Source organism: Oscillibacter sp. (assembly GCF_031978065.1).
In the GTDB taxonomy this organism is placed as follows: domain Bacteria; phylum Bacillota; class Clostridia; order Oscillospirales; family Oscillospiraceae; genus Oscillibacter.
On sequence record NZ_DALZCH010000025.1, the window covers coordinates 13,128 to 34,796 of the forward strand.

Genomic DNA, 21,669 nt, shown 5'->3' on the forward strand with positions numbered 1-21,669 from the left:
TAACACAAATTGAAATATAAAATAGAATTATTACATATTGGAATCGAAATTGGGCTTATTTCGGGAGGGAATAGCGGCCACCAGCTTTTTCGTATAAGGATGCTGGGGATTGGAGTAGACCTCCTCTGTGGCGCCCGACTCCACAATCACCCCGGTCTGCATCACCGCCACACGGGAGGTGATTCTGCGGACCACGTTCAAATTGTGGGAGATGAACAGCATGGACATGCCGTATTCCCGGTTCAGCCGCTTTAAAAGCTCCAGAATCTGAGACTGAATGGTCACGTCCAGCGCGGTGGTCGGCTCGTCCAGCAGCAAAAGCTTGGGATGAATCACGGCTGCCGCGGCAATCATTGCTCGCTGCAGCATACCGCCGGAAAGCTGGTGGGGGTACTTGTCATAGAGCGTTTCCGGCTCGGGCAGCTCTACCCGCGCCATGGCGGAAAGCGCCCGGGCGCGGCGCTCCGCCGGGTTCATATCCGTGTGGAGATACAGGCACTCCTCAATCTGCCGCCCAATTTTCATCAGCGGGTCCATGCTGGACTGGGGCTCTTGAAACACCACGCCGATGTCCCTGCCCTGAATTTTCCGCAGGGCGGCCCGATCCGCGTGGAGCAGGTCCTGCCCGTCCAGCAACACGTCGCCGGAATAGCTGCACTGCTTCCGGGGCAACAGCCCCGCCACCGACATGGCAGTGACGGATTTGCCGGAGCCGGACTCGCCCACAAGGCCCAGAATCTCGCCGTCGGCAATGGAGAGGGACACGCCGGCCACCGCCTCCCGGCAGCGGGAGTGGAATTTTACATGAAGGTCCCGGATTTCAAGCATTCCGCTCCCCCCTTCCGTCCTGAAGGCCCTCGCCGATGAGGCCCACGCCGAAAATCAGCGCCACAATCATTCCGCCGGAGCAAAGCGCGTACCACGGAGCGGTGACAAACATCCCCTGCGCCTCGGAGAGCAGCGCGCCCAAAGATGCCTCCGGCGGCTGGCCGCAAAGGCCCAAAAAGCTCATAGACGCCTCCGCCAGCACGGCGTTGTTAAACCCGATGGTCAGGGCGGGGAGCAGAATATGAAGCGTATTCGGCAGCATATGGACAAAGAGAATGCGTGCGCTGCCCGCTCCCATCAGCCGGGCGCTCTGGACAAAGTTTGCGTCCCGCAGGGCGGCAAACGCCGTTCGGGACACCCGCGCGAAGCTGGGGATAAACACAATCCCCAGCACCAGAAGCACCTGATATTTTCCGGAACCGAAGACGGCCACGCACACCAGCGCCAGCAAGATGCTGGGAAAGGCGGTGATCGTGTCGTTCAGGCGCATCAGCGCCTCGTCCACCGCGCCGCCGAAATATCCGGTCAGCGCTCCGATGAGGGTGCCGAAGATTCCGCCGATTGCCACCGTTCCCCCGGCCACCAAAGCTGTGAATCCCGCGCCCTTGAGGACGCGGCTGAAAATGTCCCGGCCGAAGTTGTCTGTTCCAAACAGGTGAGTAAAGGACGGACGCAGCAGCGTTTCACTGCCGCGCATGGCAGTGGGGTCATAGGGCGTCCACACCGCGCCCAGCAGAATCAGGGCCAGCAGAACCCCTGTGATGATGCAGCCTGCAATAAAGCAGGCGTTTCGGTGGGCACGAACGGCCTTTTGCAGCGTTTTCATGTCCGCGCACCTCCAAGCCTTGGGTCAATGAAGCGGTTGATAAGGTCCGCCGCGGTGTTTGCCAGCACCACCCACAGAGCCAGAATCACCACGATGGCCTGCACCGTGGGATAGTCCCGCCCCGAGATGGACGTAAGCAGCAGCCGCCCCAGCCCCGGCAGGTTAAACACCTGCTCCACCACGATGCTTCCCGCCACGATTTCCGCCATGGTCTGGGCCAGAAAGGTGACCACCGGAACCAGAGAATTTTTCAGCACATGACGGTACAGCACCCCCGACCGGTCGTTTCCCCGGGCAATGGCGGTGCGCACATAGTCTTTATCCATCTCCGCCAGCACGGTGCTGCGGAGCATCCTTACCGTCTGGGCCACCCGGGGGATGGCGAGAGCGACGGCGGGAAACAGAAGATACCACAGGGACCCGCCCACATCCGCACTGAAGCCGGGAAAGGCCCCGTGGCGAAACCAATGCAAAAGGATGCTGAACAGCCATGTCAGCAAAATGCCGGTGAAAAACGGGGGCAGGGCCATTAAAAACTGGTTTGCCACCGTGTTTACCGCGACCTCCAGCCGTCCGCCCCGCCGCACGGAGCGAAGGCCCAAAGGCAGGGCCAGCGCCAGCGTCAGCGCAAAGGCCATCAGGCTGAGGGCCAACGTTACCGGAAGACGGGCGGAAAGCAGGTCCGCAACAGGTCCACCGGAATAGGACTGACCGGGATCACCCGTGACAAAGCCCCCAAGCCAGCTTCCGTACTGCACCAGAAAGGGGCGGTCCAGCCCCATTTCATGGCGCAGCTCCGCCACCCGCTGGGGCGTGGCCTCCGTTCCCAGCCGGTCGGTGGCGGGATCCCCCGCCACCACCTGAAACGCCGCGAAAGCCAGAAAGGAGACAGCCAGCATGGTCGCAAGCAGCGCCGCCAGTTTCTTTGCCGCGTATTTCAAGGCCGCCGCCTCCTTTCCGTCTCCGGGTGTGCGCAAATTTGCACAATTATCCGGCCTTTACACCGGAGAGGTCCATCACGTAGATGGGATAGAACCGATACCCGTCCAGCCCCGCCCGGACGGCCACCAGATCACCCAAATCCTGAAGGTAGACGTTGGCGGCATTGACCGCCAGATTTTCCTGCATCTGCTTGTACAGGTTCACCAGCTCCGCATCGTCGCCCGCGCTGGAAACCAGTTGAGCCTGCTTAAACAGAGCATCGTATTCCGCGTTGGCGTAATTCACGAAGTTTTTGCCGTAGCCGGAGGTAAACCGTTCCAGCATGGCCCGTCCGGTCATGCTGCTGGCGTCCACGCCCACCACGGTGGACTGGTAGTTCCGGTCGGTATAGACCCGGCTGACCCAGGTGCTCCAGTCCACCAGCTCGATTTTGGCGTTGACGCCCGCCGCCTTGAGCTGTTCCACCAGCACCTGCGCCGTGTCCACGTGGGGCTGATAGTTAGAGGGGACGGTGATGGTCAGGTCAAACCCGTTTGGATACCCGGCCTCTGCCAGCAGGGACTTGGCCTTTTCAAGGTTTTGGGTATAATAATCGGTGACGGAATCGTCAAAATACTTGACAAACGCCGGGTACATGCTGGAACCGAGAGGCTTGCCCGTCCCGTCCCCCGCCAGATCAATCACCTGCTGCTTGTCCACGGCATAGCAAAGGGCCTGACGCACCCGCAGGTCGTCCAGCGGCTTCACTGCATTATTCAAATAAAGCGCCTGAACAAGGTTCATGGTGCCGTTCAAAACCTGAAAGCCGTCTCCCAGTTGAGCGGCCTGTGTGGGCGTGAGATGGGCGCAGAGATCCAGCGCACCGCTTTGCAGGGCCAGCACCATTGCGTCGCCGCTCTCGAATATTTTAAAGGTCACGTTTTTCAGGGCGGGTTTCTCCCCCCAATAGCCGTCAAACCGCTCAAGGGCAATGGAGTCCCCGGCGACTCGCTTGACGAATTTGAAGGGCCCGGTGCCCACGGGAGCCGTGGCCTGCGCGTCGTAGTCCTTGGGGAGAATGGCGGTGGTAAGCGCCGCCAAAAATTCGCTCTCCGCCGAGTTCAGCGTGATGACCACGGTTTTTTCGTCCGTCGCCTTGACCGACTGAATAGCAGAAAACGCCTCCACCAGCGGGGATTTCCCCTCACCGGCGTCGGCGCAGCGTTCGATGGACCAAACCACGTCGTCCACGCTCACCGCCGCGCCGTTGTGGAACGTCACGCCCTCACGCAGAGTGAAGGTGTACACCGTTCCGTCGGCTGATACCTCGTGGTGGCTGGCGACCGCGTCGATCAGATCCCCGTCGGGAGTGGGCTTTACCAGCCCCTCGAATACGTTGAACATGACTTCTCTGGTCCCTGCCGATACCGTAAGGTGCGGGTCAAGGCTTTCGTCTAAATCCTGAGAAATGCCCACAGTGACGGAATCCGTCGCGGGCGCCGGGCCGTTTCCGCCCGTGCTTTGTCCTCCTGTCGAATCGCTTGCGCTGCTGCCGCCCCCGCAACCGGAGAGTGCGGCGCAAAGAAGTGTCGCCAGGAATCCTGCCAAAATACGCTGTTTCATTGCTTTCTCCTTCCCCTGGCGGCCCAATGGGTCCACCGGGTTTGAAAAATTTTTGGCTCCTATTCAGTTTTGTCCCAAAAAAGGGGCCTTGCGGGCCGTTTGGAAAAAACGTTCCGCAAGGCCGTATTTTACACGATTTCACCCGTAATTGCAAGAAAATTTTACGGATTCTCCTGCTCTTCCGGGCTTTCTTCGGGGCTGCCCGCTTCTTCCGGCCCGGATTGCTTCCTCATCGAGGAAACCGCCTTCGCCTCAGGCGTTTCGCCCAAATAGGAGGAAGGGCTGATAGGCATCCCACGCTTTTTCAGGCGGCTGTTCACTAAAAACTCCACAAAGGTATTGAGGCACGCAAACACGGGCACGCCAAAAAACATCCCCGGCACGCCGAAGAAACTGCCGCCCACCAGAATGGCAATGATGACCCAGAGGCTGGAAAGGCCTGTCCGGTCGCCCAGAATCTTGGGACCGATCACGTTGCCGTCCAGTTGCTGGAGGGCCAGCACGAAAATCACAAAATACAGCGCCTTGATGGGAGAGTCCAGCAGAATCAGGAAGGTGCTGGGAATCGCGCCCAGGAAGGGACCGAAGAAGGGAATCACGTTGGTCACGCCCACGATGACGGACACCAGCGGCGCATAGGGGAACTTGAATAGACTTGAGCAGATAAAGCAGAGAATACCGATAATCAAAGAATCCAGCAGCTTTCCGCGGACAAAGCCGCTGAAAATGCTGTCTGCCTTTCCCACAGCCCGGAAAATCCAACCCGCCTGAGAGGGGCGGAAGAAGCCGCACACCAGCTTGCGGACGTATGCTCCGCAGCGCTCCTTGGTGGCCAGCAGGTACACGGAGACGATGGCTCCCACCAGCAGATTTTTCAGCAGGTTCAGCGCCGAAAGCACGCCGCCGCCCACGGCGGACATCAGATTTCGGGCCTGAGGAAGCACCTGATCGGTAATCAGCGTGGACAGGTCCTTATAATACACGTTCAACTGGGCCGTGACCCAGGATTCCAAAGAGGGATTCTGCTCCAGCAGTCCGGCAATCCAGACGTTGATGGTATTATAGTAGTTTTCCATGTTTGCGATCAGCCGCAGGATGCTTTTATAGACCTGAGGCAGAAGAATGCTTAAAAGCAGATAGGTAAAGACGGTGATGACAATCCACGTCATAAGCAGGCTTACCGCCCGCACGCCGGTGGCCCGAAGCGAGCCATCCCCCCTCAGAATGGCGCGCTGGCCCCGGGCAATGCGCCGGTCAAAAAAATCCACCACGGGGGCCAGAAGATAAGCCATCAAGGCTCCGTAAAGAATCGGTTCCAGCGCCGTGAACAGGTGCAGCATCAGCACCACGGCGGCCCGCTGCCCAAACAGCACGTCGTAAAACAGGAGAATCGCCGCCGCGGTCAAAAACACGGTGACGCCTACCTTCCAATATCTGCTCTGCCGCACGCGGCTTCGCCTCCTTTATTCCGGCCGCAAATTGCGAGCCATTTTTCAGTATTGTAACACGGGGAGAAAGAGAATTGCAATACCGTGCGGGGCATGCTATACTGTTTCAGCGGGTTTAAAGACCCCTGTTTTTTAACTATTTACAAATTCTTAATGGCTTGCAGACAGGAGGCCCGCGATGAAGGATAAAAAACTGCTTCTGATTGTGAATCCCCGGTCGGGAAAAACGCAGTCCCGCTCGCCGCTGTTTGACGCGTTGGGTGTTTTTTCCGACGCGGGCTATCTTGTGAAAATTCACAACACCGCGGGCGCCTGCGACGCAACGGAGACGGTGACTGCGGAAGGGGAAAATTACGACGCGGTGGTCTGCGTGGGCGGGGATGGGACGCTGAATGAGACGGTCTCCGGCCTGATGCGCCTTGAGAATCCGCCGATTGTGGGCTATATCCCCCGGGGCAGCACCAACGACTTTGCCGCAAGCCTAGGGATTCCCAGCGGCGCGGTGCAGGCGGCCCGCAAGGCCATGGCCGCCGAGGCCCGCAGGCTGGACATCGGAAAATGGAACCGGCGGTATTTTGTGTACGTGGCCTCCTTCGGGGCCTTTGTGCGCACGGCGTATACCGCGTCGCAGGACGCGAAGAACGCCTTGGGCCACTTTGCTTATATATTGGAGGGCATGAAGGATTTAAACACCCTGCGGCCCTATCGGCTCCGCATCACCGCCGACGGAGAACAGCTTGACGGGGAATACCTGTTCGGCGCGGTGTGCAACTCCACCTCTATCGGCGGACTGATGAAGTTGGACCCGGAGCGGGTGGTGCTGGACGACGGAAAGTTTGAAATGCTGCTGATCCCCAGCCCCAAAACCCCCATCGAGCTGAACAACCTCATTCTGGCGCTGCTGAATCAGGAGTATGACCGGGGCGGGCTGGTGTTCCGCCATGTGTCCTCCATTCACATGGAGACAGAGGACGAGGTTCCGTGGTCCCTTGATGGAGAGTATGCCCCCGCCGTGCCGGTGGTAGACATTGAAAATCGGAAGCAGGCCCTCTCCTTTTTGCTGGGCTGAGGGAGTTTACAGGAAAAAGGATTTGGCAGAATGAAAGAAATAAACGTGAAAACCCTTCAAGCCCTCTGGCGGGACCACACGCCGGGGCTTTTGGGGCGGAAAAATGAATTTGCGGTGCTGTGCCCCTTTGTGCAGCGGGAGGACGGACTGCATCTGCTTTTCGAGGTGCGCGCCGCCACGCTGCGCCGTCAGGGCGGTCAGGTTTGCTTTCCCGGCGGACGGATGGAACCGGGGGAAACAGCGGAGCAATGCGCCCTGCGGGAGACGGAGGAAGAACTGTGCATTCCCTCAAGCAGCATTCAACTGCTGGGCCGGTCGGACTATCTTTGCCAGCCGGGGCACTTTTTTCTTCAGCCGGTGCCGGGACTGGTGAACGAGGAGGGCTTTTGCGCCCTGCGCCCCTCTCCGGCGGAGGTGGCAGAGGTATTCACCGTGCCGCTGGAATTTTTCCGCAGCAATCCCCCGGAGATGTACTTCTATACGCTGGAGCCGGAAAGCCCCTCGGACTTTCCCTATGACGCGGTGGGCGTTTCTCCGCCCTATAACTGGGAGGGCGGCGAGGTGGACGTTCCCATCTGGCGCTGGGAAGGCCGGGCTGTGTGGGGCATGACCGGGCGCATCGTGAAAAACCTGATTGAAACCATGGAGACTTTTTAGGGGAAAATTTCATCCCTCGGATATAAAACCGGCGCGGCCCACAGGCCGCGCCGGTTTTGCCGTCCCCCGTCGATGGAGTTGCAGGGAAAGTGGACTGTGGGACGGAGAACCGGGCGGCAGCTTCAATGCCGCCCGGGCGCGGTTATTGCAGGGCGGCGATGCATTTGGCGCAGAGGTATGTGCGGGCGCTGAGCGGCTTCAGGGCCTCCGTGGAGCCGCACCGGACGCACGCCGCCGAGGCCTTTTGCAGAATGATTTGCCCGCCGTCCGTGTCCATCAGGATTTCAAGGCCGTCCTTTTCCTCAATGCCGAAGAGCTTCCTCGTCTCGACAGGCAGGACGACCCGACCCAGCTCATCCACCTTTCTGACAATGCCGGTTGACTGTATCATACGTTCTCTCTCCCGTTCTTTTTATAGCCTTACAACTGGAAACTGGGATTCACAATTCTAATGCTAGCATCCATTTTCAGTATGTCAAACCTCTATTCGGGGATTTTTCTACAAATAGATGATGTTGTATTTGTTTTGTAATGTGTATTCTATTTGTAGAAGTTATCCCTGAATAAATGTGGGGTGATGATATTGGATTCCATGAGCCTTGGTAAGAAGCTGAAAGCATACAGGGCCAAAGCCGGGTGGAACGTTGAGGAATGTTCGGAGAGAATCGGTATCAGCGCCAGATATTTAACCGACATTGAGCGCGGCGACAAGGTGCCTAAGCTGGAGACGTTCATCCTGATTCTCAACACGCTGGCGGCCCCGGCGGACGATGTGCTTCAGGACAGTCTGGTGACGGGCTATGAGGCCAAGAGCAGCTACATTCTCAAGAAGCTGGAGGTCCTTGATGTGACCCGCCGAAAGCAGGCGTTGGATATTCTGGACAGCGTAATTTCTTCCCTGAAAAACGACTAAAAACCTTTGAACGTTTGCGTTCAAAGGTTTTTCTTGCAAAAAATGATAATTCAGCATATAATATAAGGCTGTGCAAAAAAACGTGCAATACTTGCGTGCCCGACAGGTGGGCGCGTGACGCGAGGGCTGCCCGGAACCCTTGCCATACAATAAGGAGAAGAACAAAATATGCAGAATGAACAACTGAGAAACGTCGCCATCATCGCCCACGTTGACCACGGCAAAACCACGCTGGTGGACCAAATGCTCAAGCAGGGCGGCGTGTACCGCGAAAATCAGGAGACGGTGGAGCGCGTCATGGACTCCGGCGATCTGGAGCGGGAGCGTGGCATCACGATTCTGGCGAAGAACACCGCCGTGCGCTTTAAGAACACGAAGATCAACGTGGTGGACACCCCGGGCCACGCGGACTTCGGCGGCGAGGTGGAGCGCATTTTGAAAATGGTCAACGGCGTCATTTTGCTGGTGGACGCCGCCGAAGGCCCCATGCCCCAGACCCGCTTCGTTCTCAGCCGCGCGCTGGAGCTGGGCCACCGGGTCATCGTGGTGGTGAACAAGATCGACCGCCCGGACCAGCGCATCCACGAGGTGGTGGACGAGGTGCTGGAGCTTCTGATGGATTTGGACGCCACCGCCGAGCAGCTTGACAGCCCCATGCTGTTCTGCTCCGCGCGGCAGGGCATCTGCTCTTACACGCCGGAGAATCTGGGGACCGATCTGGACCCCCTGTTCGAGACGATTCTGCAATACATTCCCGCGCCGCAGGCGGACACAGCCCAGCCCTTCCAGATGCTGGTGTCCTCCATCGATTATAACGAGTTTGTGGGCCGCGTTGCCATCGGCCGCATCGAGCGGGGCGTTTTGAAGCAGAATCAGGAGATTGCGGTTTGCAACTTCCACGCGCCGGAGGCCACGCCCCGCAAGGCGAAGGCCACCGCCATCTACGAATTTGAGGGCCTTGCCCGCAACGCCGTTACCGAGTCCACCGCCGGCAACATCATCGCCATGAGCGGCATCCCCGACGTGACCATCGGCGACACCATCTGCGAGCCTGCAACCGTGGAGCCGCTGCCCTTTGTGGCCATCTCCGCCCCCACCATGGAAATGACCTTCTCCGTGAACGACTCGCCCTACGCGGGCCGGGAGGGAAAGTTTGTCACTTCCCGCCAGCTGCGGGATCGGCTGTATAAGGAGACGCTGAAGGACGTGTCCCTCCGGGTTTCCGACACGGACACCTCCGAGGCCTTCAACGTGGCCGGCCGGGGCGAAATGTCCCTGAGCATTCTGATTGAGACGATGCGCCGGGAGGGCTATGAATTTCAGGTGTCTCCCCCCCGTGTGCTGTACAAGGAGATCGACGGGAAAGAGTGCGAGCCGATTGAGCGGCTGGTGGTGGACGTGCCCGGCGACAGCGTGGGCTCGGTGATTGAAAAGCTGGGCCAGCGCAAGGCGGACATGCTGGAGATGACTCCGGTGGGCAGCCGTATGCGGATTGAATTTTTGATTCCCGCCCGGGGCCTGTTCGGCTATCGGAACGACTTTTTGACTGACACCAAGGGCGAGGGCATCATGGCCTCCATCTTTGAAACCTACGCCCCCTATAAGGGCGATATTCAGCGTCGGGCCAGCGGCTCTATGATTTCCTTTGAAACCGGCGAGTCCATCACTTACGGCCTGTACAACGCGCAGGAGCGGGGCGCGCTGTTCATCGGAGCGGGCGTGCCGGTATACGGCGGAATGATCATCGGCGTGAATCCCCGCAACGAGGACATGACGGTGAATATCTGCAAGAAAAAGCAGCTCACCAACACCCGGTCCTCCGGCTCGGACGAGGCGCTGCGTCTGGTGCCGCCCCGGCAGATGAGCTTGGAGCAGTGCCTGGAATTTCTGGCGGACGACGAGCTTTTGGAGGTCACGCCCAAGAGCCTGCGGATGCGCAAGCGGATTCTGGATCACGAGCGGCGCATGAAGTCCCTCCACGGAAAGAGATAAAATTCGGGCGGAGTATTCTCCAACCCGGACAAATAAAAAAGGCCTGCGGAGGGACTTCCTCCGCAGGCCTTTTTCGTATATTCAGTTCCGCAGGAGCTTGACCACCTGCTCCGCGTCCTGCGGGGTCATGTCGGTCATAGGTCCTGTCAGCCCGGTGGGAAGCTTGCAGATGACAAACACCCCTCTGATATCCAACACGCTTGTATCCCCTTGGGCGTTCACCAGATAGGCGGTCATGTTGGGGGGCAGCTTCTTTTTCTCGCGGTTTCCATCCAACAGGATGTAATAAAAGCCGCGATATAAGGAAAACGTGTTGACCTCTGTGGATTGCAGCCCGGCAATGCTGCTGTAAATTTTCTCAATCCGGTCGGTGGGAACCTGCATATAGCAAAGCGGCTGACCGGGGAATTTCACGAGCACGGTAATTTTTGCCATGAAGCTGCACTCCTTTCCGGATATCCCGGCGGGGGCTTGCGGATTTGAAGATATTTTAACGGATTTACCCGGTGATGTCAATGTTCGGAAACTTTTTTGCCTCTTCAAGCGTCTCAAGAGACAATGACCAATGCGGCGAGAGCCGCGAGAATTTTCAAAGGAGGAATATGCTGTGAAGAAAAAGAGAATGGGTGCGCTGCTGGGGCTTGTGCTGTGTGCCGCTTTGCTGGCGGTTCCCGCCGCCGGGGCGGAGACGGAGCCGGTGGCTTCAGCCCCTCTGGGGCCTGTGTTGCTGGACGGCACGGTGAAGCAGACAGGCGAGAAGACCCTGCTGCTGACCAAAGAAAACGGAAGTCAGGTAATCGTGGGCTATGGCGAGACGACCTATATTGTGGATGCCACCGACGGTGTGGCCACAAACATGACTGGATTGAAGGATGGGGAGAGCGTGCGGATGTATGTGGACCCCATTATGGCTTTGAGTGAGCCGCCGCAGGCCCGGGCCGTAATTATTCTGCGTAATTTGCCGAAAAATGCAAAGGCCCCCACCTATCAGCAGGTGGCGGCGGTGGACACGGTGAACGAAAGCGGCGTGGCGCTTACCACCCGGGAAGGGGAGCGGATGTCCATCCCCTTTGACGCGAAGACCTCACCCTATCTGACCAAAAACCTCGTTACCTATCGGGACCTGATTCCCGGGACATGGTTTTTGGCTTGGAGCAGCGGCGCGGAAGTGACCCGGGCGGTGTTATTTGCTTACGACGGCCTGCCTTTTACCGACGTGGAGAAAAGCTACTGGGCTTATGATAGCATTCTTTCCGTCACCTCCCGTGGCCTTCTGCGGTGCGATTCTACGCTGGCGTTCCGCCCCGCTGACGCGCTGACCCGGGCAGAGCTGGTAAAAGCGCTTTACCAGTTGGCGGGCAGCCCCGTGGTGATTCAGTCCATTCCCGGGTTTAAGGATGTGCAGGACGGCGGGGACTATTTGAACGCGCTGACCTGGGCCGTGGGCAACAAGTTGGTGAACGGCTATTCCGACAACACCTTCCGCCCCAATGAGGTGGTGTCCCGCCAGCAGCTTGCGGCGTTTCTCTACCGTTGGGAGCAGCACCGGGGCGGCGGCTTCCAAGGCGCGTGGATGTTCTTGCTGGATTATCCGGACCGGGACAGCATTTCGCAGTACGCCTATGAAGGCGTTGCATGGTGCGTCACAAACAACATCCTCTCCGGCCGGTCCGACGGAACGCTGGCGCCCAATGCCTCCGTCACCCGCGCGGCTGCCTCGGCCATGCTGGAGCGGTATCTCACCTATCAGGCCAATGCCCGCAGCAGCGGCTAACACGTCAAGGTGAAAACACCGCAATTTTATACCCAATAGAAACGTCCGCCGCGCGGCCCCTTGGGTCGCGCGGCGGACTTGTTTCAATTATCTCAAATCACGGGAAAAAGAGGGCGGGCCGGTGAGTGAAAAGCATGTCCCCAAAAGCCGATGCCGACAGGCAAACTGAGACGGGCCACCCGTCTCCGCTCAGGCAAACACCGTTTGAATCAGGACCATGTACAGGGCGGTTCCCCCGGCGATGGACAGCAGGACGTTTCCCTTCCACCAATGGAGCAGGCCCACCGTAAGAATCGCCGCAGCCTCCGGAATCCCGTGGGACGGGGCAAAGAGGGAGACGTTTCGCAGGCAGTATACCACCAACAGGCCCATGGCGGCGGCGGGGAGAAGCTTTCCGAGATACTCTACCGTTTTGGGGACTTCTTTTCCTTCCGGCAGCAGCAAAAAGGGAAGCCACCGGGTAAGCTGCGCCCCCACGGCGACAGACAGAATGAGTATCAGTGTTTGCGGCACACTCAGGTACACAGCTTTTTCCTCCCCATCAGCAAAATTGCAACGATTGCAAGCATGGAGGGAATCACCAGATTGTCCGGCCCAAACGCCAGCAGGCACGCCGCCGTGGCAACTATGCCGATGAGTCCGGCGGCCCGGTTTTCCCTCTTTTTCCACTGCTCCATAAACAGCACCACAAACAGCGCCGTCAGGGCAAAGTCCAGTCCGGCGGTGTCAAAGGGAATGAAGTCCCCTAACAGGCCGCCCAGAACCGTGCCCCCCACCCAGTATAAATAGTCCAGAAGGGAGATAGAGAGGTAAAAACTCTTTTTATCCACGCCCTCCGGCGGTTCCACCGTGGAAACAAGGGAAAACGTCTCGTCGCATAAAACGTAGATGAGCGGAATGCGGGCCTTGCCCAGCCCCCGATATTTTTCCAGCATGGAAATGCCGTAAAACAGGTGGCGGGCGTTCACCATGAAGGACAACAGTACTGCCTGAACGGGGTCGAACACCGTGGTCAACAAGGTAATTGCCACAAATTGCATACTTCCGCAAAAAGCCACTGCACTCATCAAGGTGGACCAAAGGGGACCGTAGCCCTTGGCGTTCATCAAGACGCCGTATGCAATGCCGAGGAAGAGAAAGCCGGTCAAAACCGGGATGGTGTGGGGAAAGGCGGCGCGCAGGGCGGGGCCAAGGCGGCGCTCTGTCTTGTTCTGGGGTGCGTTCATGAAATTCAGGTCTCCTGTTCCTGCTCCGCCCGCAGGCGATCCAGTTTTTTGTTGCGGAAGTAGAGAAAAACGTCGGCTCCCACCATCAGGAAGTTCAGCACGTAAAGATAGAACACCCAGTCAAACCGCACCAGAACCTTGTTCAGCATTCCGCAGACGTAGCCCACCTCCACGATGATGAGGAAGAACAGGCTCTTGCCCACAGCGGAGCGGGTCACCCAGGATTTGCGGATGTTCACCGGCCAGGACAGGCCAAAGCAGATCAGCATCATTGCTTCAAGAATACTCATGAAAGCTTACCTCTTTTATAATTAGAATTTGCGTCCTACCGGCGCGGGGTTCCCTGTTTAGGAGGAGAGGGGGATTTCTCTTACATTTTCTCCGGCGCGTCCACGCCGAGGAGCTTCAGTCCGCTGCGCAGAACCGCGCGAGCGGAGTCCGCCAGCTTCAGTCGTGCCTGCGCCAGCTCCGGGGCCTCGCCCTTGATGCGGCAGGCCGTGTAGAACCTGTGGAAGCAGGCTGCAAGCTCCTGTAAATACCGGTTGATGAAGGAAGGGTCATAATCTCTGGCGGAAAGACGGACGATTTCGCAGAACTGGGCCAACTGCTTGATCAATGCCTGCTCCGCTTCCCCGCTCACCTGCGCTATGTCCACGTCTGCAGCGGCGGGGACGCGCAGCCCCTCGCCCTCCATGGCCCGCAGCAGCGAGCAAATGCGGGCGTGGGCATATTCCACGTAGTACAGGGGGTTTTCGCTGTCCTCCCGGACGGCAAGTCCCAGATCAAACTCCATCTGGGTGTCCGGCTTGGCGTTGAAGAACCATCTTGCCGCGTCCACGGGTACCTCGTCCAGCAGATCGCACAGGGAAATGGCCTTGCCCGTGCGCTTGCTCATGCGCACGGCCTCGCCGTCTCGCAGGAGCTTCACAAGCTGCATCAGCACAATGTCCAGACGGTTCGCGCCATCCAGCCCCAGCGCGTCCAGCGCGCCCTTAAGCCGGGCAACGTGGCCGTGGTGATCCGCCCCCCAGACGTTGATGACCTTATCAAAACCCCGGACAGCCAGCTTGTTGCGGTGATAGGCGATGTCGGCGGCAAAATAGGTGTAAAACCCGTTGGCTCGACGCAGTACGTCGTCCTTCAGTTCCAGCTTTTCAATGTCTGCGTCCTTTTTTCCCTCCCGGCGGAGGTTCGCGGCCATAATTTCAGCGGTTTTCAGCCACAGGGCCCCGTCCTTTTCATAGGTGAAGCCCGCGTCGGTGAGCTTGTCCACCGTCTCGGCAACATACCCAGACTCGTGGAGGGCAGACTCGTAAAACCAGATGTCGTACTGAATTTTATATCGGGCCAGATCGGTCTTCATCTTAGGCAGGTTCACGCTTAGGCCGAATTGGGCAAGCGTATCCCGCCGGATATCTTCCTCCGCGTCGGCCAGCGCGTCTCCGTGCTCGGCGCGGTAGGCCTGCGCCAAATCCCGGATGTCCTCGCCCTGATATCCGTCCTCCGGGAAGGAAACCGCGTCCTCACCCCGGATGAGTTGGAGGTAGCGGGCCTCGATGGACTGGGCAAATTTTTCAATCTGATGTCCTGCGTCGTTGACGTAAAATTCGCGGGACACCTCCGCCCCGCAGAAGGAGAGGACAGAAGCCAGCGTATCGCCCAGCACGCCGCCCCGGGCGTTGCCCATGTGCATAGGGCCGGTGGGGTTGGCGGAAACGAATTCCACCATGATTTTCCGGCCCGCCAGCTCATCGTTCTGGCCGTACTGCTCTCCCTCGCTCTCCACGGCGGAAAGCACGTCGCCAAACCACACCTGCCCCAGATGGAAGTTTAAAAAGCCGGGGCCGGCGATTTCGGCGGAGTCAAAATAGCTGCCCTCCAGCGCAAGGCGCTCCAGCAGCGCCTGCGCAACGGCCCGGGGCGGCTGGCGCAGGGCCTTAGACGCGGCCAGCGCGAAGGTGGTGGTAAAGTCGCCGTTTTTCGTGTCCTTGGGAATTTCCACGGGGACGGAGGCAATCTCCGCCTCGGGAAGAGTCCCGTCGGAAACGGCGGCGCGATAGGCGCTTCTGGTCAGCTCCGCCGCCTGGTCCTTTGCTTTTTGAATCATATGCAGCATGGTATATCCCTCGTTTTCATTGGTGTGGTGACGGAAGGCGCGTTCCTTTCGTCAGCTTTTGGGCCGCACGCGGATTTTAAACGCATTTTTTCCCGTGGCGGTGTGGTCCACCGCGATGGAATATCGGATTTCAAGAAGGCCGCCCCGCTCCGTCAGGCTGTGGCGCAGGTAGCTGGTTAAAATGTCCACGCTCAGTTCTCCCATGGGCGTTTCATACAGAGACGTGTGCTGCCGTCCCTCCTCGAAAATCATCTGAGAGTTCACCTTGCCCGCCCGAGTCAGAAAAACCTTCTGCCCCCGCAGCTCAAAGGTGGTGACGGTGCCCTCCATCCCGGTGAGGGTGCTCTCTTCATAGCGCAGCAGCAGCCCGTCCGGGAGCGGGCGCAGCGTCCCCTCGGTGGTCAGCTCCGTGCCGTCGGGGTCGCAGCCGTCAAAATACTGCTCTCCCCGCACGGAGATAATCACCGGCAGGGGCGGGCTTTCAGTATCGGTCGATATCAATTTGATTGGCTCCATGGCGCAAATCCTCCCGCAGGAACCAGGAGGCGGTTTCCTCGAAGCTCTCCACCCGGTCGCTGACATAATATGTGGCGTCGCCCTGACGGTTCTCACTGTTCAGCAGCTCTCCCGCCTTTAAAAGCCGCTTCAGTTCGAAGGCGGACTCTTCTCCGGCGGAAACCAGCTCCACCTCCGGCCCCATCACACCGCCGATAATTTCCTCCAGCAGGGGATAGTGGGTGCAGCCCAAAATCAAGGTGTCCACGCCCGTCTCCCGCATGGACGCAAGATACTCCCGGGCCACGGTTTCAATCACTGCGTCCCCTTTGCGAAAGCGTCCGTTTTCAACCAGAGGGACGAACAGGGGGCATGCCTTGGAAAACACCTCAATCTCCGGGTCCAGCTCCGAAAGGGTCCTTGCGTAAGCTCCCGCCCGGACGCTGGCCTGCGTGGCGATCATGCCAACACGCTTGTTTTTTGTCACGGCGGCGGCCCGGCGGCAGGTGGGCTCCACCACGCCCACCATGGGCAAATCGTTTTCCGCCTGCAGCGCGGGCAAAGAGGTGGTGGATACGGTGCCGCAGGCAATCAGAATCGCCTTGAGGTCAAAAGAACGCAGGAACCGCACGTCCTGCCGCGCGTATTTCAAAATCGTCTCCCGGGACCGGCCTCCGTAGGGGACGCGGGAGGTATCTCCAAAGTAAATCAGGTCTTCCTCGGGCAAAATCTCCCGCAGGGAGCGGATGGCGGTCAGCCCGCCAAGGCCGGAGTCGAACACGCCGATGGGTCGCTTATCCATGCAAAGTGCCTCCATATCTGTGGCTGAAAGGGTCATATTCCTATCATATAGCCCCAACTTGACCATTATACTATGTATGTGAACCCCGGGCAAGACAGATTTTAGGCTTTTTTCCCGGTTTTTGATGTGGAATTTCCAAATGGAATTTGGTATAATGCTGAAAGGATCGGCCTTGCGGCCGAAAAAACCGAATGAGGGAGGTGTTTGCCGTGAAGATCGAGCTGACAGAGCAGCAGTACCGCTATCTGCTGGATCTGGTGTACGTCGGGAATTGGGTGATGAACTCCGCCCGTGAGGACGACCGCATTGCGGAATACGACAAGGTGGAGAGCCTGATTTTCTCTCACTGCCCCGCCCACGGAATGCATAAGCTGGCGGAGCATCTGGACGGGGAGATTATCCCCTCCCGCGCGTTTGCCGACGGCGGAATTCACGAGGCCATCGCAGATTATGAGGATGTGGTGTTCTATGAAATCCTGGCGGAGGAGCTGGCCCTGCGGGACATGGACGGAGAGCCCATGACCAGAGAGAATTACAACGAGCTGATGGAGCGCATCGATACTTATATGGACGAATTTGAAGAAAACGGGACGGACCACGTGAACGTGGAGCTGGACGAGTAAGCAAGGGCAATTTCGGGAATAGAACAAAGAAAGAGCAGGAAAAGAGAACAGGAAGAGAAAACAGGGAGGAAAACTGAAGATGGCAGGAAAGGCAAAGGTTTATTTTGCGGATTTCCGGGCCCCAAGCTGGCGGGAGAATCTGCCCCAAAAGCTGGCGCGCCTGATGATGACCGCCGGGTTTGGCGACATCAACATGGAGGGAAAATACGCGGCGATCAAAATGCACTTCGGCGAGCCGGGGAATTTGGCGTATCTCCGGCCAAACTGGGCCAAGGTAGTGGTGGACCTTGTGAAGTCCCAGGGCGGAAGACCCTATCTGACGGACTGCAACACACTGTATGTCGGCGGGCGGAAAAATGCGCTGGACCACATCGAGTCGGCCTATGTAAATGGGTTTTCCCCCTTTTCAACCGGCTGCCACATCCTGATCGGCGACGGGCTGAAGGGCACCGACGAGGTTCTGGTGCCGGTGGCGGGCGGCGAATACGTGAAAGAAGCCAAAATCGGACGGGCGGTGATGGACGCGGACGTGTTCATCTCTCTGACTCACTTTAAGGGCCACGAGCAGACCGGCATGGGCGGCACTCTGAAGAACATCGGAATGGGCTGCGGCTCCCGGGCCGGGAAGATGGAGATGCACAGCTCCGGTACGCCCTATGTCAAGCAGAAACGGTGCATTGGCTGCGGCGCCTGTGTGAAAATCTGCGCCCACGACGCGCCCACCATCACCGACGGCAAGGCCACCATCGACCCGGACAAGTGCGTTGGCTGCGGAAGGTGCCTTGGGGTCTGCCCCAAGGACGCGATTGTTGCCGCCAACGACGAGGCTCCCGCCATTTTGAACAGAAAAATTGCGGAGTATACCAAGGCGGTGGTGGACGGACGGCCCTGCTTCCATGTGTCGCTGGTGCTGGACATCTCGCCCAACTGCGACTGCCACGGGGAAAACGACGCGCCCATTGCCCCGGACGTGGGGATGTTTGCCTCCTTTGACCCGGTGGCACTGGATCAGGCCTGTGCCGACGCGGTGAATGCCCAGCCCGTGATGGCGGGCTCCGCCCTGTCCGGCGGGGCGTGGGACTGCAATTGCGGCGACCATTTCGTCGCTCTCCATCCCGACACCGACTGGCGCGTGTGTCTGGAGCACGGGGAAAAGCTGGGCCTTGGAACCCGGGAATACGAGCTGATTAAGATTTAAAACAAGCGCGGGCTTCGGAATCCTCCGAAGCCCGCGCTCGTTTGTCAAAAACCTTCCGCCGCGCTGCGTTCTCTAATAAATACGGAAAATCCATTTCCATCCCGGCAAAATTTCCAGCCCTGTTCGCCCAGCGCATTCCATTGGGTTTCCAAGTCGGTAATCTTTTTATCATAGTTGAAGCCCGTCTCAAAATTGAATTTCACAAACTTATATTCATATTGCTTCATAAGAATCCGTCCTTTCAGATTTGAGCGTGATTGCTTCCGGCCAAAAATAGCCCACTGTTACGAAAAATACTGAAAACGCACCTTATTTCAGCTGGTCCAGCGTCAGGGAAAAGCTGTCCATAAAGATTTCGAGAAAATAGTCCACCTCGGGAAGGCCGAAAGCATCCAGCGCTGCGCGGGTCTGCCTTGCCGCGTCCCCGAACTCTCCGTTTCCCGCCTTGACCTCTTCCACGCACTTGATATAGGCGGAGAGCTTGTCCGCCGCCTTCACCAGCGCCCGCAGCTCCGGGTCGGGGATTTCCAGCACCGGGGCATAGCTTTCCCGCAGCTCCGAAGGCAGCATTTCCAGCAGCTTCCGGGTGGCTTCCGCTTCCACCTCCTGATAGGCGGAGCGGATGGAGGGACTGTAATACTTAATGGGGGTGGGCATGTCGCCGGTGAGAATTTCCGGCGCGTCGTGATACAGCGCCGCAACCGCCGCCGCGCCGGGGTCCACATGACCGCCGAAGTGCTTGTTGCGGATGAGCGCCAGCGCATGGGCCAGCACCGCCGTCTGGTGGCTGTGCTCCTGCACGTTTTCGGGGGCGGTGTTGCGCATCAGCGCCCAGCGGGAGATGAACCGCAGCCGGGATATATACGCAAAAAAGTGGCTTTTCATGGCGTTTCCTCCAATTCTCCCAGCAGGGCAAATCCCTCTGTGCCAGTGATGCGGGTGGCAAGCACCCGGTTGTGAAGGTTCTCGCCGCCCGGAATCAAAACCTCCGTATAGTTGGGTGCGTGGCCGGAAAAGTAATTTCCCTTGGTCTGCTCAAACAGCACGGGGTACACCTGCCCCACACAGCCCTCAAGATATTCTTTGCGCGTTTCGTCTGCAACTGTGGCGGCCCGGGCGGCCCGGATCTCCTTCACGGCGGCGGGAATTTGCGCAAGCTCTGCCGCTGGGGTTCCGGGACGGATAGAATAGGGGAAAATGTGCATCCGGGCAAAGCCGCACCGGCGAATAAAGTCCAGCGATTGGGAAAACTCCTCCTCCGTCTCGCCGGGAAAGCCTACGATCATGTCGGTGGTGACGGCGGGGCGGTCGAAGGATTCCTTCAGCAGCGCCACGGAGCGGAAATACCGGGCGGTGTCGTATTTTCGGTTCATGCGCTTCAAAGTTTCGTCGCAGCCGGACTGCATGGACAGGTGGAACTGGGGGCAGAGATTGGGGAGCTTTGCGGCCCGGCGGCAAAAGTCCTCGTCGATGGTGCGCGGTTCCAGACTGCCCAGTCTCAGCCGAAGGCCGGGGGCGGTGGTGCTGAGAAGCTCCATCAAATCAATCAGACTCTGTCCCGTCTTTAAATCCGCGCCCCAAGAGGAAATCTCAATGCCTGTGAGCACCATCTCTTGATATCCCGCTGCCGCAAGCTCTTTGGCCCGCGCCGCCGCCTCTTCCGGCGGCAGGGAGCGCACGGGGCCGCGGGCGTAGGGAATAATGCAGTAGGAACAGAAGTTGACGCAGCCGTCCTCTACCTTCAGCATGGCCCGCGTGCGGCCCTCCAGCCCCCCGGCGGGGAGAATTTCAAAGGCGCGGCGGTCAAACACGCGATCCACGGCCTCCATGGGTCTGCGGTCCTCCAGCTCCTGCTCCAGAAGGTCCAGAAAGCCAATCCGGTCCCCGGTGCCCGCAATCAGGTCCACGTCCAGCTTGCGCACGTCCTCGGGCCGGGTCTGGGGATAGCAGCCGCACACGGCCACCACCGCCTCCGGGTGCTCCCGCCGGGCGCGGGAGAGCATCTGGCGGGACTTCTGGTCGCTGACGGCGGTGACGGAGCAGGTGTTCACCACATAAGCGTCCGCTGCGCCTGAAAAGGAAACGATTTCGTGGCCCCGACGGGAAAGCTCCTGCTCCATGGCCTGCGTCTCATATTGATTCACCTTGCAGCCCAGGGTGTAAATGGCGATTTTCATGGATTCTCATTGCTATTTCAGACGATTTTCTTTATAATAATACGATTGAGCCGCAATCGGCGGCACAGTTCTATTATACGTGTATTTTACCGCTGGGGCAAGCCCCAATCAAAGGAGTGTTTTCATGATTTATCTCGACCACGCCGCCACCACGCCGGTGCCGAGGGCGGTGGCGGAGGAGATGGTCCGCGTGCTGACGGAGGAATACGGCAATCCCAGCTCCCAGTATGCCTATGGCCGCCGCGCCCAAAAGCTTGTGGAGGACTGCCGCGGAACCGTGGCGCAGGCCCTTGGCTGCGAGGCGGCGCGGCTGTTTTTTACCGCCTGCGGAACCGAGTCGGATAACTGGGCCTTCACCGCCGCCCTGTGGCAGAACCGGCGGGTGGGAAAACACATTGTCACCACCGCCGTGGAGCACAGCGCCGTGCTGGAGCGGTGCCGCTGGCTGGAACAGGATGGGTATGAGATTACCCGCATCCTCCCGGACAGGGACGGGAATATTTCGGCAGAGAAGGTGCTGGAGGCTGTCCGGCCGGACACGGCGTTGGTGAGCGTGATGCTGGTGAACAATGAGACGGGGAACGTGTACCCTATTTCGGAGATTGCCGCCGGGCTGGGAGCGAAAAATGAAAAGACCCTGCTGCATACCGACTCGGTGCAGGGCTTTTTGAAAATCCCCTTTTCCACCAAAACGCTGGGCGCGGACTTTATTGCTCTTTCCGCCCACAAAATCGGGGGACCCAAGGGCATCGGCGCGCTGTATATCGGCGGGCGGGTCCGCGCGCCCCGGCCCTTGCTGCCGGGCGGCGGGCAGGAGTCCGGCTTTCGCGCCGGGACGGAGGCCACCGCCCAGATTGCGGGCTTTGCCAAGGCGGTGGAGCTGCGGCTGGAGGGTTTTGATGTGAAGCTGCGGCACATGGCGGAGATCCAAGCCTACGCCGTGGAGCGGCCGGGGGAACTTCCGGATTTGAAGTTTGTCGC

At 58.9% G+C, this 21,669-nt stretch carries 24 protein-coding genes; 8 read left to right on the top strand and 16 right to left on the bottom strand.

Annotation, left to right across the window (positions count from 1 at the left end):
• Positions 1–30: 30 nt before the first annotated feature.
• From RTK01_RS05650 to RTK01_RS05670, 5 genes are all read right to left on the bottom strand, one after another.
• Positions 31–828, bottom strand: a complete 798-nt coding sequence (locus RTK01_RS05650) for an ABC transporter ATP-binding protein (protein ID WP_312280035.1) — start codon at positions 826–828, stop codon at positions 31–33.
• Positions 821–1,654: an ABC transporter permease gene (locus RTK01_RS05655; RefSeq protein WP_312280036.1), complete on the bottom strand. Its 834-nt coding sequence runs from the start codon at positions 1,652–1,654 to the stop codon at positions 821–823. The genes RTK01_RS05650 and RTK01_RS05655 overlap by 8 nt, the downstream gene beginning before the upstream one ends.
• Entirely contained in the window at positions 1,651–2,595 is a 945-nt protein-coding gene (locus RTK01_RS05660) for an ABC transporter permease (RefSeq protein WP_312280037.1), read from the bottom strand. Before RTK01_RS05660 ends, RTK01_RS05655 begins: the two co-directional genes overlap by 4 nt.
• A gap of 46 nt (positions 2,596–2,641) precedes the next feature.
• The gene (locus RTK01_RS05665) at positions 2,642–4,198 is read right to left on the bottom strand and encodes an ABC transporter substrate-binding protein (protein ID WP_312280038.1); all 1,557 of its coding nucleotides are present in this window, start codon (positions 4,196–4,198) and stop codon (positions 2,642–2,644) included.
• 161 nt (positions 4,199–4,359) lie between these two features.
• Complete coding sequence (locus RTK01_RS05670; protein WP_312280039.1) at positions 4,360–5,646, bottom strand: AI-2E family transporter; 1,287 nt, start codon at positions 5,644–5,646, stop codon at positions 4,360–4,362.
• Positions 5,647–5,824: 178 nt separating this feature from the next.
• On the opposite strand from RTK01_RS05670, the gene RTK01_RS05675 reads away from it, so the two are divergent.
• Both RTK01_RS05675 and RTK01_RS05680 read left to right on the top strand, forming a co-directional pair.
• Positions 5,825–6,715 carry a diacylglycerol kinase family lipid kinase gene (locus tag RTK01_RS05675; protein ID WP_312280040.1) on the top strand — a complete coding sequence of 297 codons (891 nt, stop codon included), beginning with the start codon at positions 5,825–5,827 and terminating at the stop codon, positions 6,713–6,715.
• A gap of 30 nt (positions 6,716–6,745) precedes the next feature.
• A complete protein-coding gene (locus RTK01_RS05680) occupies positions 6,746–7,372 on the top strand; it encodes a CoA pyrophosphatase (RefSeq protein ID WP_312280041.1) in 627 nt (208 codons plus the stop codon).
• A 142-nt stretch (positions 7,373–7,514) separates the two neighbouring features.
• Here RTK01_RS05680 and RTK01_RS05685 read toward each other — a convergent pair whose 3' ends face one another.
• Positions 7,515–7,763, bottom strand: coding sequence for an AbrB/MazE/SpoVT family DNA-binding domain-containing protein (locus tag RTK01_RS05685; RefSeq protein ID WP_312280042.1), 249 nt, complete (start codon positions 7,761–7,763; stop codon positions 7,515–7,517).
• A gap of 186 nt (positions 7,764–7,949) precedes the next feature.
• On the opposite strand from RTK01_RS05685, the gene RTK01_RS05690 reads away from it, so the two are divergent.
• A complete protein-coding gene (locus tag RTK01_RS05690; protein WP_312280043.1) occupies positions 7,950–8,285 on the top strand; it encodes a helix-turn-helix transcriptional regulator in 336 nt (111 codons plus the stop codon).
• A 168-nt stretch (positions 8,286–8,453) separates the two neighbouring features.
• Positions 8,454–10,277 (top strand): translational GTPase TypA, encoded by a 1,824-nt coding sequence (gene typA, locus RTK01_RS05695; RefSeq protein WP_312280044.1) that lies wholly within the window; start codon positions 8,454–8,456, stop codon positions 10,275–10,277.
• Positions 10,278–10,358: 81 nt separating this feature from the next.
• Here the strand turns inward: typA and RTK01_RS05700 are convergent, their stop codons facing one another.
• The gene (locus RTK01_RS05700; RefSeq protein ID WP_312280045.1) at positions 10,359–10,712 is read right to left on the bottom strand and encodes a hypothetical protein; all 354 of its coding nucleotides are present in this window, start codon (positions 10,710–10,712) and stop codon (positions 10,359–10,361) included.
• 172 nt (positions 10,713–10,884) lie between these two features.
• Here RTK01_RS05700 and RTK01_RS05705 point away from each other — a divergent pair, with 172 nt between their 5' ends.
• A complete protein-coding gene (locus tag RTK01_RS05705; RefSeq protein ID WP_312280046.1) occupies positions 10,885–12,051 on the top strand; it encodes an S-layer homology domain-containing protein in 1,167 nt (388 codons plus the stop codon).
• Positions 12,052–12,240: 189 nt separating this feature from the next.
• Here RTK01_RS05705 and RTK01_RS05710 read toward each other — a convergent pair whose 3' ends face one another.
• The 6 genes from RTK01_RS05710 to murI form a co-directional block, all read right to left on the bottom strand.
• Complete coding sequence (locus tag RTK01_RS05710) at positions 12,241–12,576, bottom strand: branched-chain amino acid transporter permease (protein ID WP_312280047.1); 336 nt, start codon at positions 12,574–12,576, stop codon at positions 12,241–12,243.
• The gene (locus tag RTK01_RS05715) at positions 12,567–13,277 is read right to left on the bottom strand and encodes an AzlC family ABC transporter permease (protein WP_312280048.1); all 711 of its coding nucleotides are present in this window, start codon (positions 13,275–13,277) and stop codon (positions 12,567–12,569) included. Before RTK01_RS05715 ends, RTK01_RS05710 begins: the two co-directional genes overlap by 10 nt.
• Before the next feature lie 5 nt (positions 13,278–13,282).
• The gene (locus RTK01_RS05720; RefSeq protein WP_312280049.1) at positions 13,283–13,567 is read right to left on the bottom strand and encodes a hypothetical protein; all 285 of its coding nucleotides are present in this window, start codon (positions 13,565–13,567) and stop codon (positions 13,283–13,285) included.
• A gap of 80 nt (positions 13,568–13,647) precedes the next feature.
• A complete protein-coding gene (argS, locus tag RTK01_RS05725) occupies positions 13,648–15,393 on the bottom strand; it encodes an arginine--tRNA ligase (RefSeq protein ID WP_312280050.1) in 1,746 nt (581 codons plus the stop codon).
• A gap of 51 nt (positions 15,394–15,444) precedes the next feature.
• Positions 15,445–15,909 (bottom strand): DUF1934 domain-containing protein, encoded by a 465-nt coding sequence (locus RTK01_RS05730; protein ID WP_312280051.1) that lies wholly within the window; start codon positions 15,907–15,909, stop codon positions 15,445–15,447.
• Positions 15,875–16,690: a glutamate racemase gene (gene murI, locus RTK01_RS05735; protein ID WP_312280052.1), complete on the bottom strand. Its 816-nt coding sequence runs from the start codon at positions 16,688–16,690 to the stop codon at positions 15,875–15,877. Before murI ends, RTK01_RS05730 begins: the two co-directional genes overlap by 35 nt.
• A gap of 209 nt (positions 16,691–16,899) precedes the next feature.
• On the opposite strand from murI, the gene RTK01_RS05740 reads away from it, so the two are divergent.
• Both RTK01_RS05740 and RTK01_RS05745 read left to right on the top strand, forming a co-directional pair.
• Entirely contained in the window at positions 16,900–17,313 is a 414-nt protein-coding gene (locus RTK01_RS05740) for a hypothetical protein (protein WP_312280053.1), read from the top strand.
• Between the two features lie 79 nt (positions 17,314–17,392).
• Positions 17,393–18,511: a DUF362 domain-containing protein gene (locus RTK01_RS05745; RefSeq protein WP_312280054.1), complete on the top strand. Its 1,119-nt coding sequence runs from the start codon at positions 17,393–17,395 to the stop codon at positions 18,509–18,511.
• A gap of 44 nt (positions 18,512–18,555) precedes the next feature.
• Here RTK01_RS05745 and RTK01_RS05750 read toward each other — a convergent pair whose 3' ends face one another.
• The 3 genes from RTK01_RS05750 to mtaB all read right to left on the bottom strand — a co-directional run bounded on the left by RTK01_RS05750 (position 18,556) and on the right by mtaB (position 20,688).
• Positions 18,556–18,738 (bottom strand): hypothetical protein, encoded by a 183-nt coding sequence (locus tag RTK01_RS05750; protein ID WP_312280055.1) that lies wholly within the window; start codon positions 18,736–18,738, stop codon positions 18,556–18,558.
• 82 nt (positions 18,739–18,820) lie between these two features.
• Positions 18,821–19,396 (bottom strand): 5'-deoxynucleotidase, encoded by a 576-nt coding sequence (yfbR, locus tag RTK01_RS05755; RefSeq protein WP_312280056.1) that lies wholly within the window; start codon positions 19,394–19,396, stop codon positions 18,821–18,823.
• Positions 19,393–20,688 carry a tRNA (N(6)-L-threonylcarbamoyladenosine(37)-C(2))-methylthiotransferase MtaB gene (mtaB, locus tag RTK01_RS05760; RefSeq protein WP_312280057.1) on the bottom strand — a complete coding sequence of 432 codons (1,296 nt, stop codon included), beginning with the start codon at positions 20,686–20,688 and terminating at the stop codon, positions 19,393–19,395. The genes yfbR and mtaB overlap by 4 nt, the downstream gene beginning before the upstream one ends.
• 124 nt (positions 20,689–20,812) lie before the next feature.
• On the opposite strand from mtaB, the gene RTK01_RS05765 reads away from it, so the two are divergent.
• A partial coding sequence (locus tag RTK01_RS05765) for a cysteine desulfurase family protein (RefSeq protein WP_312280058.1) occupies positions 20,813–21,669 on the top strand: 857 nt, incomplete at its 3' end.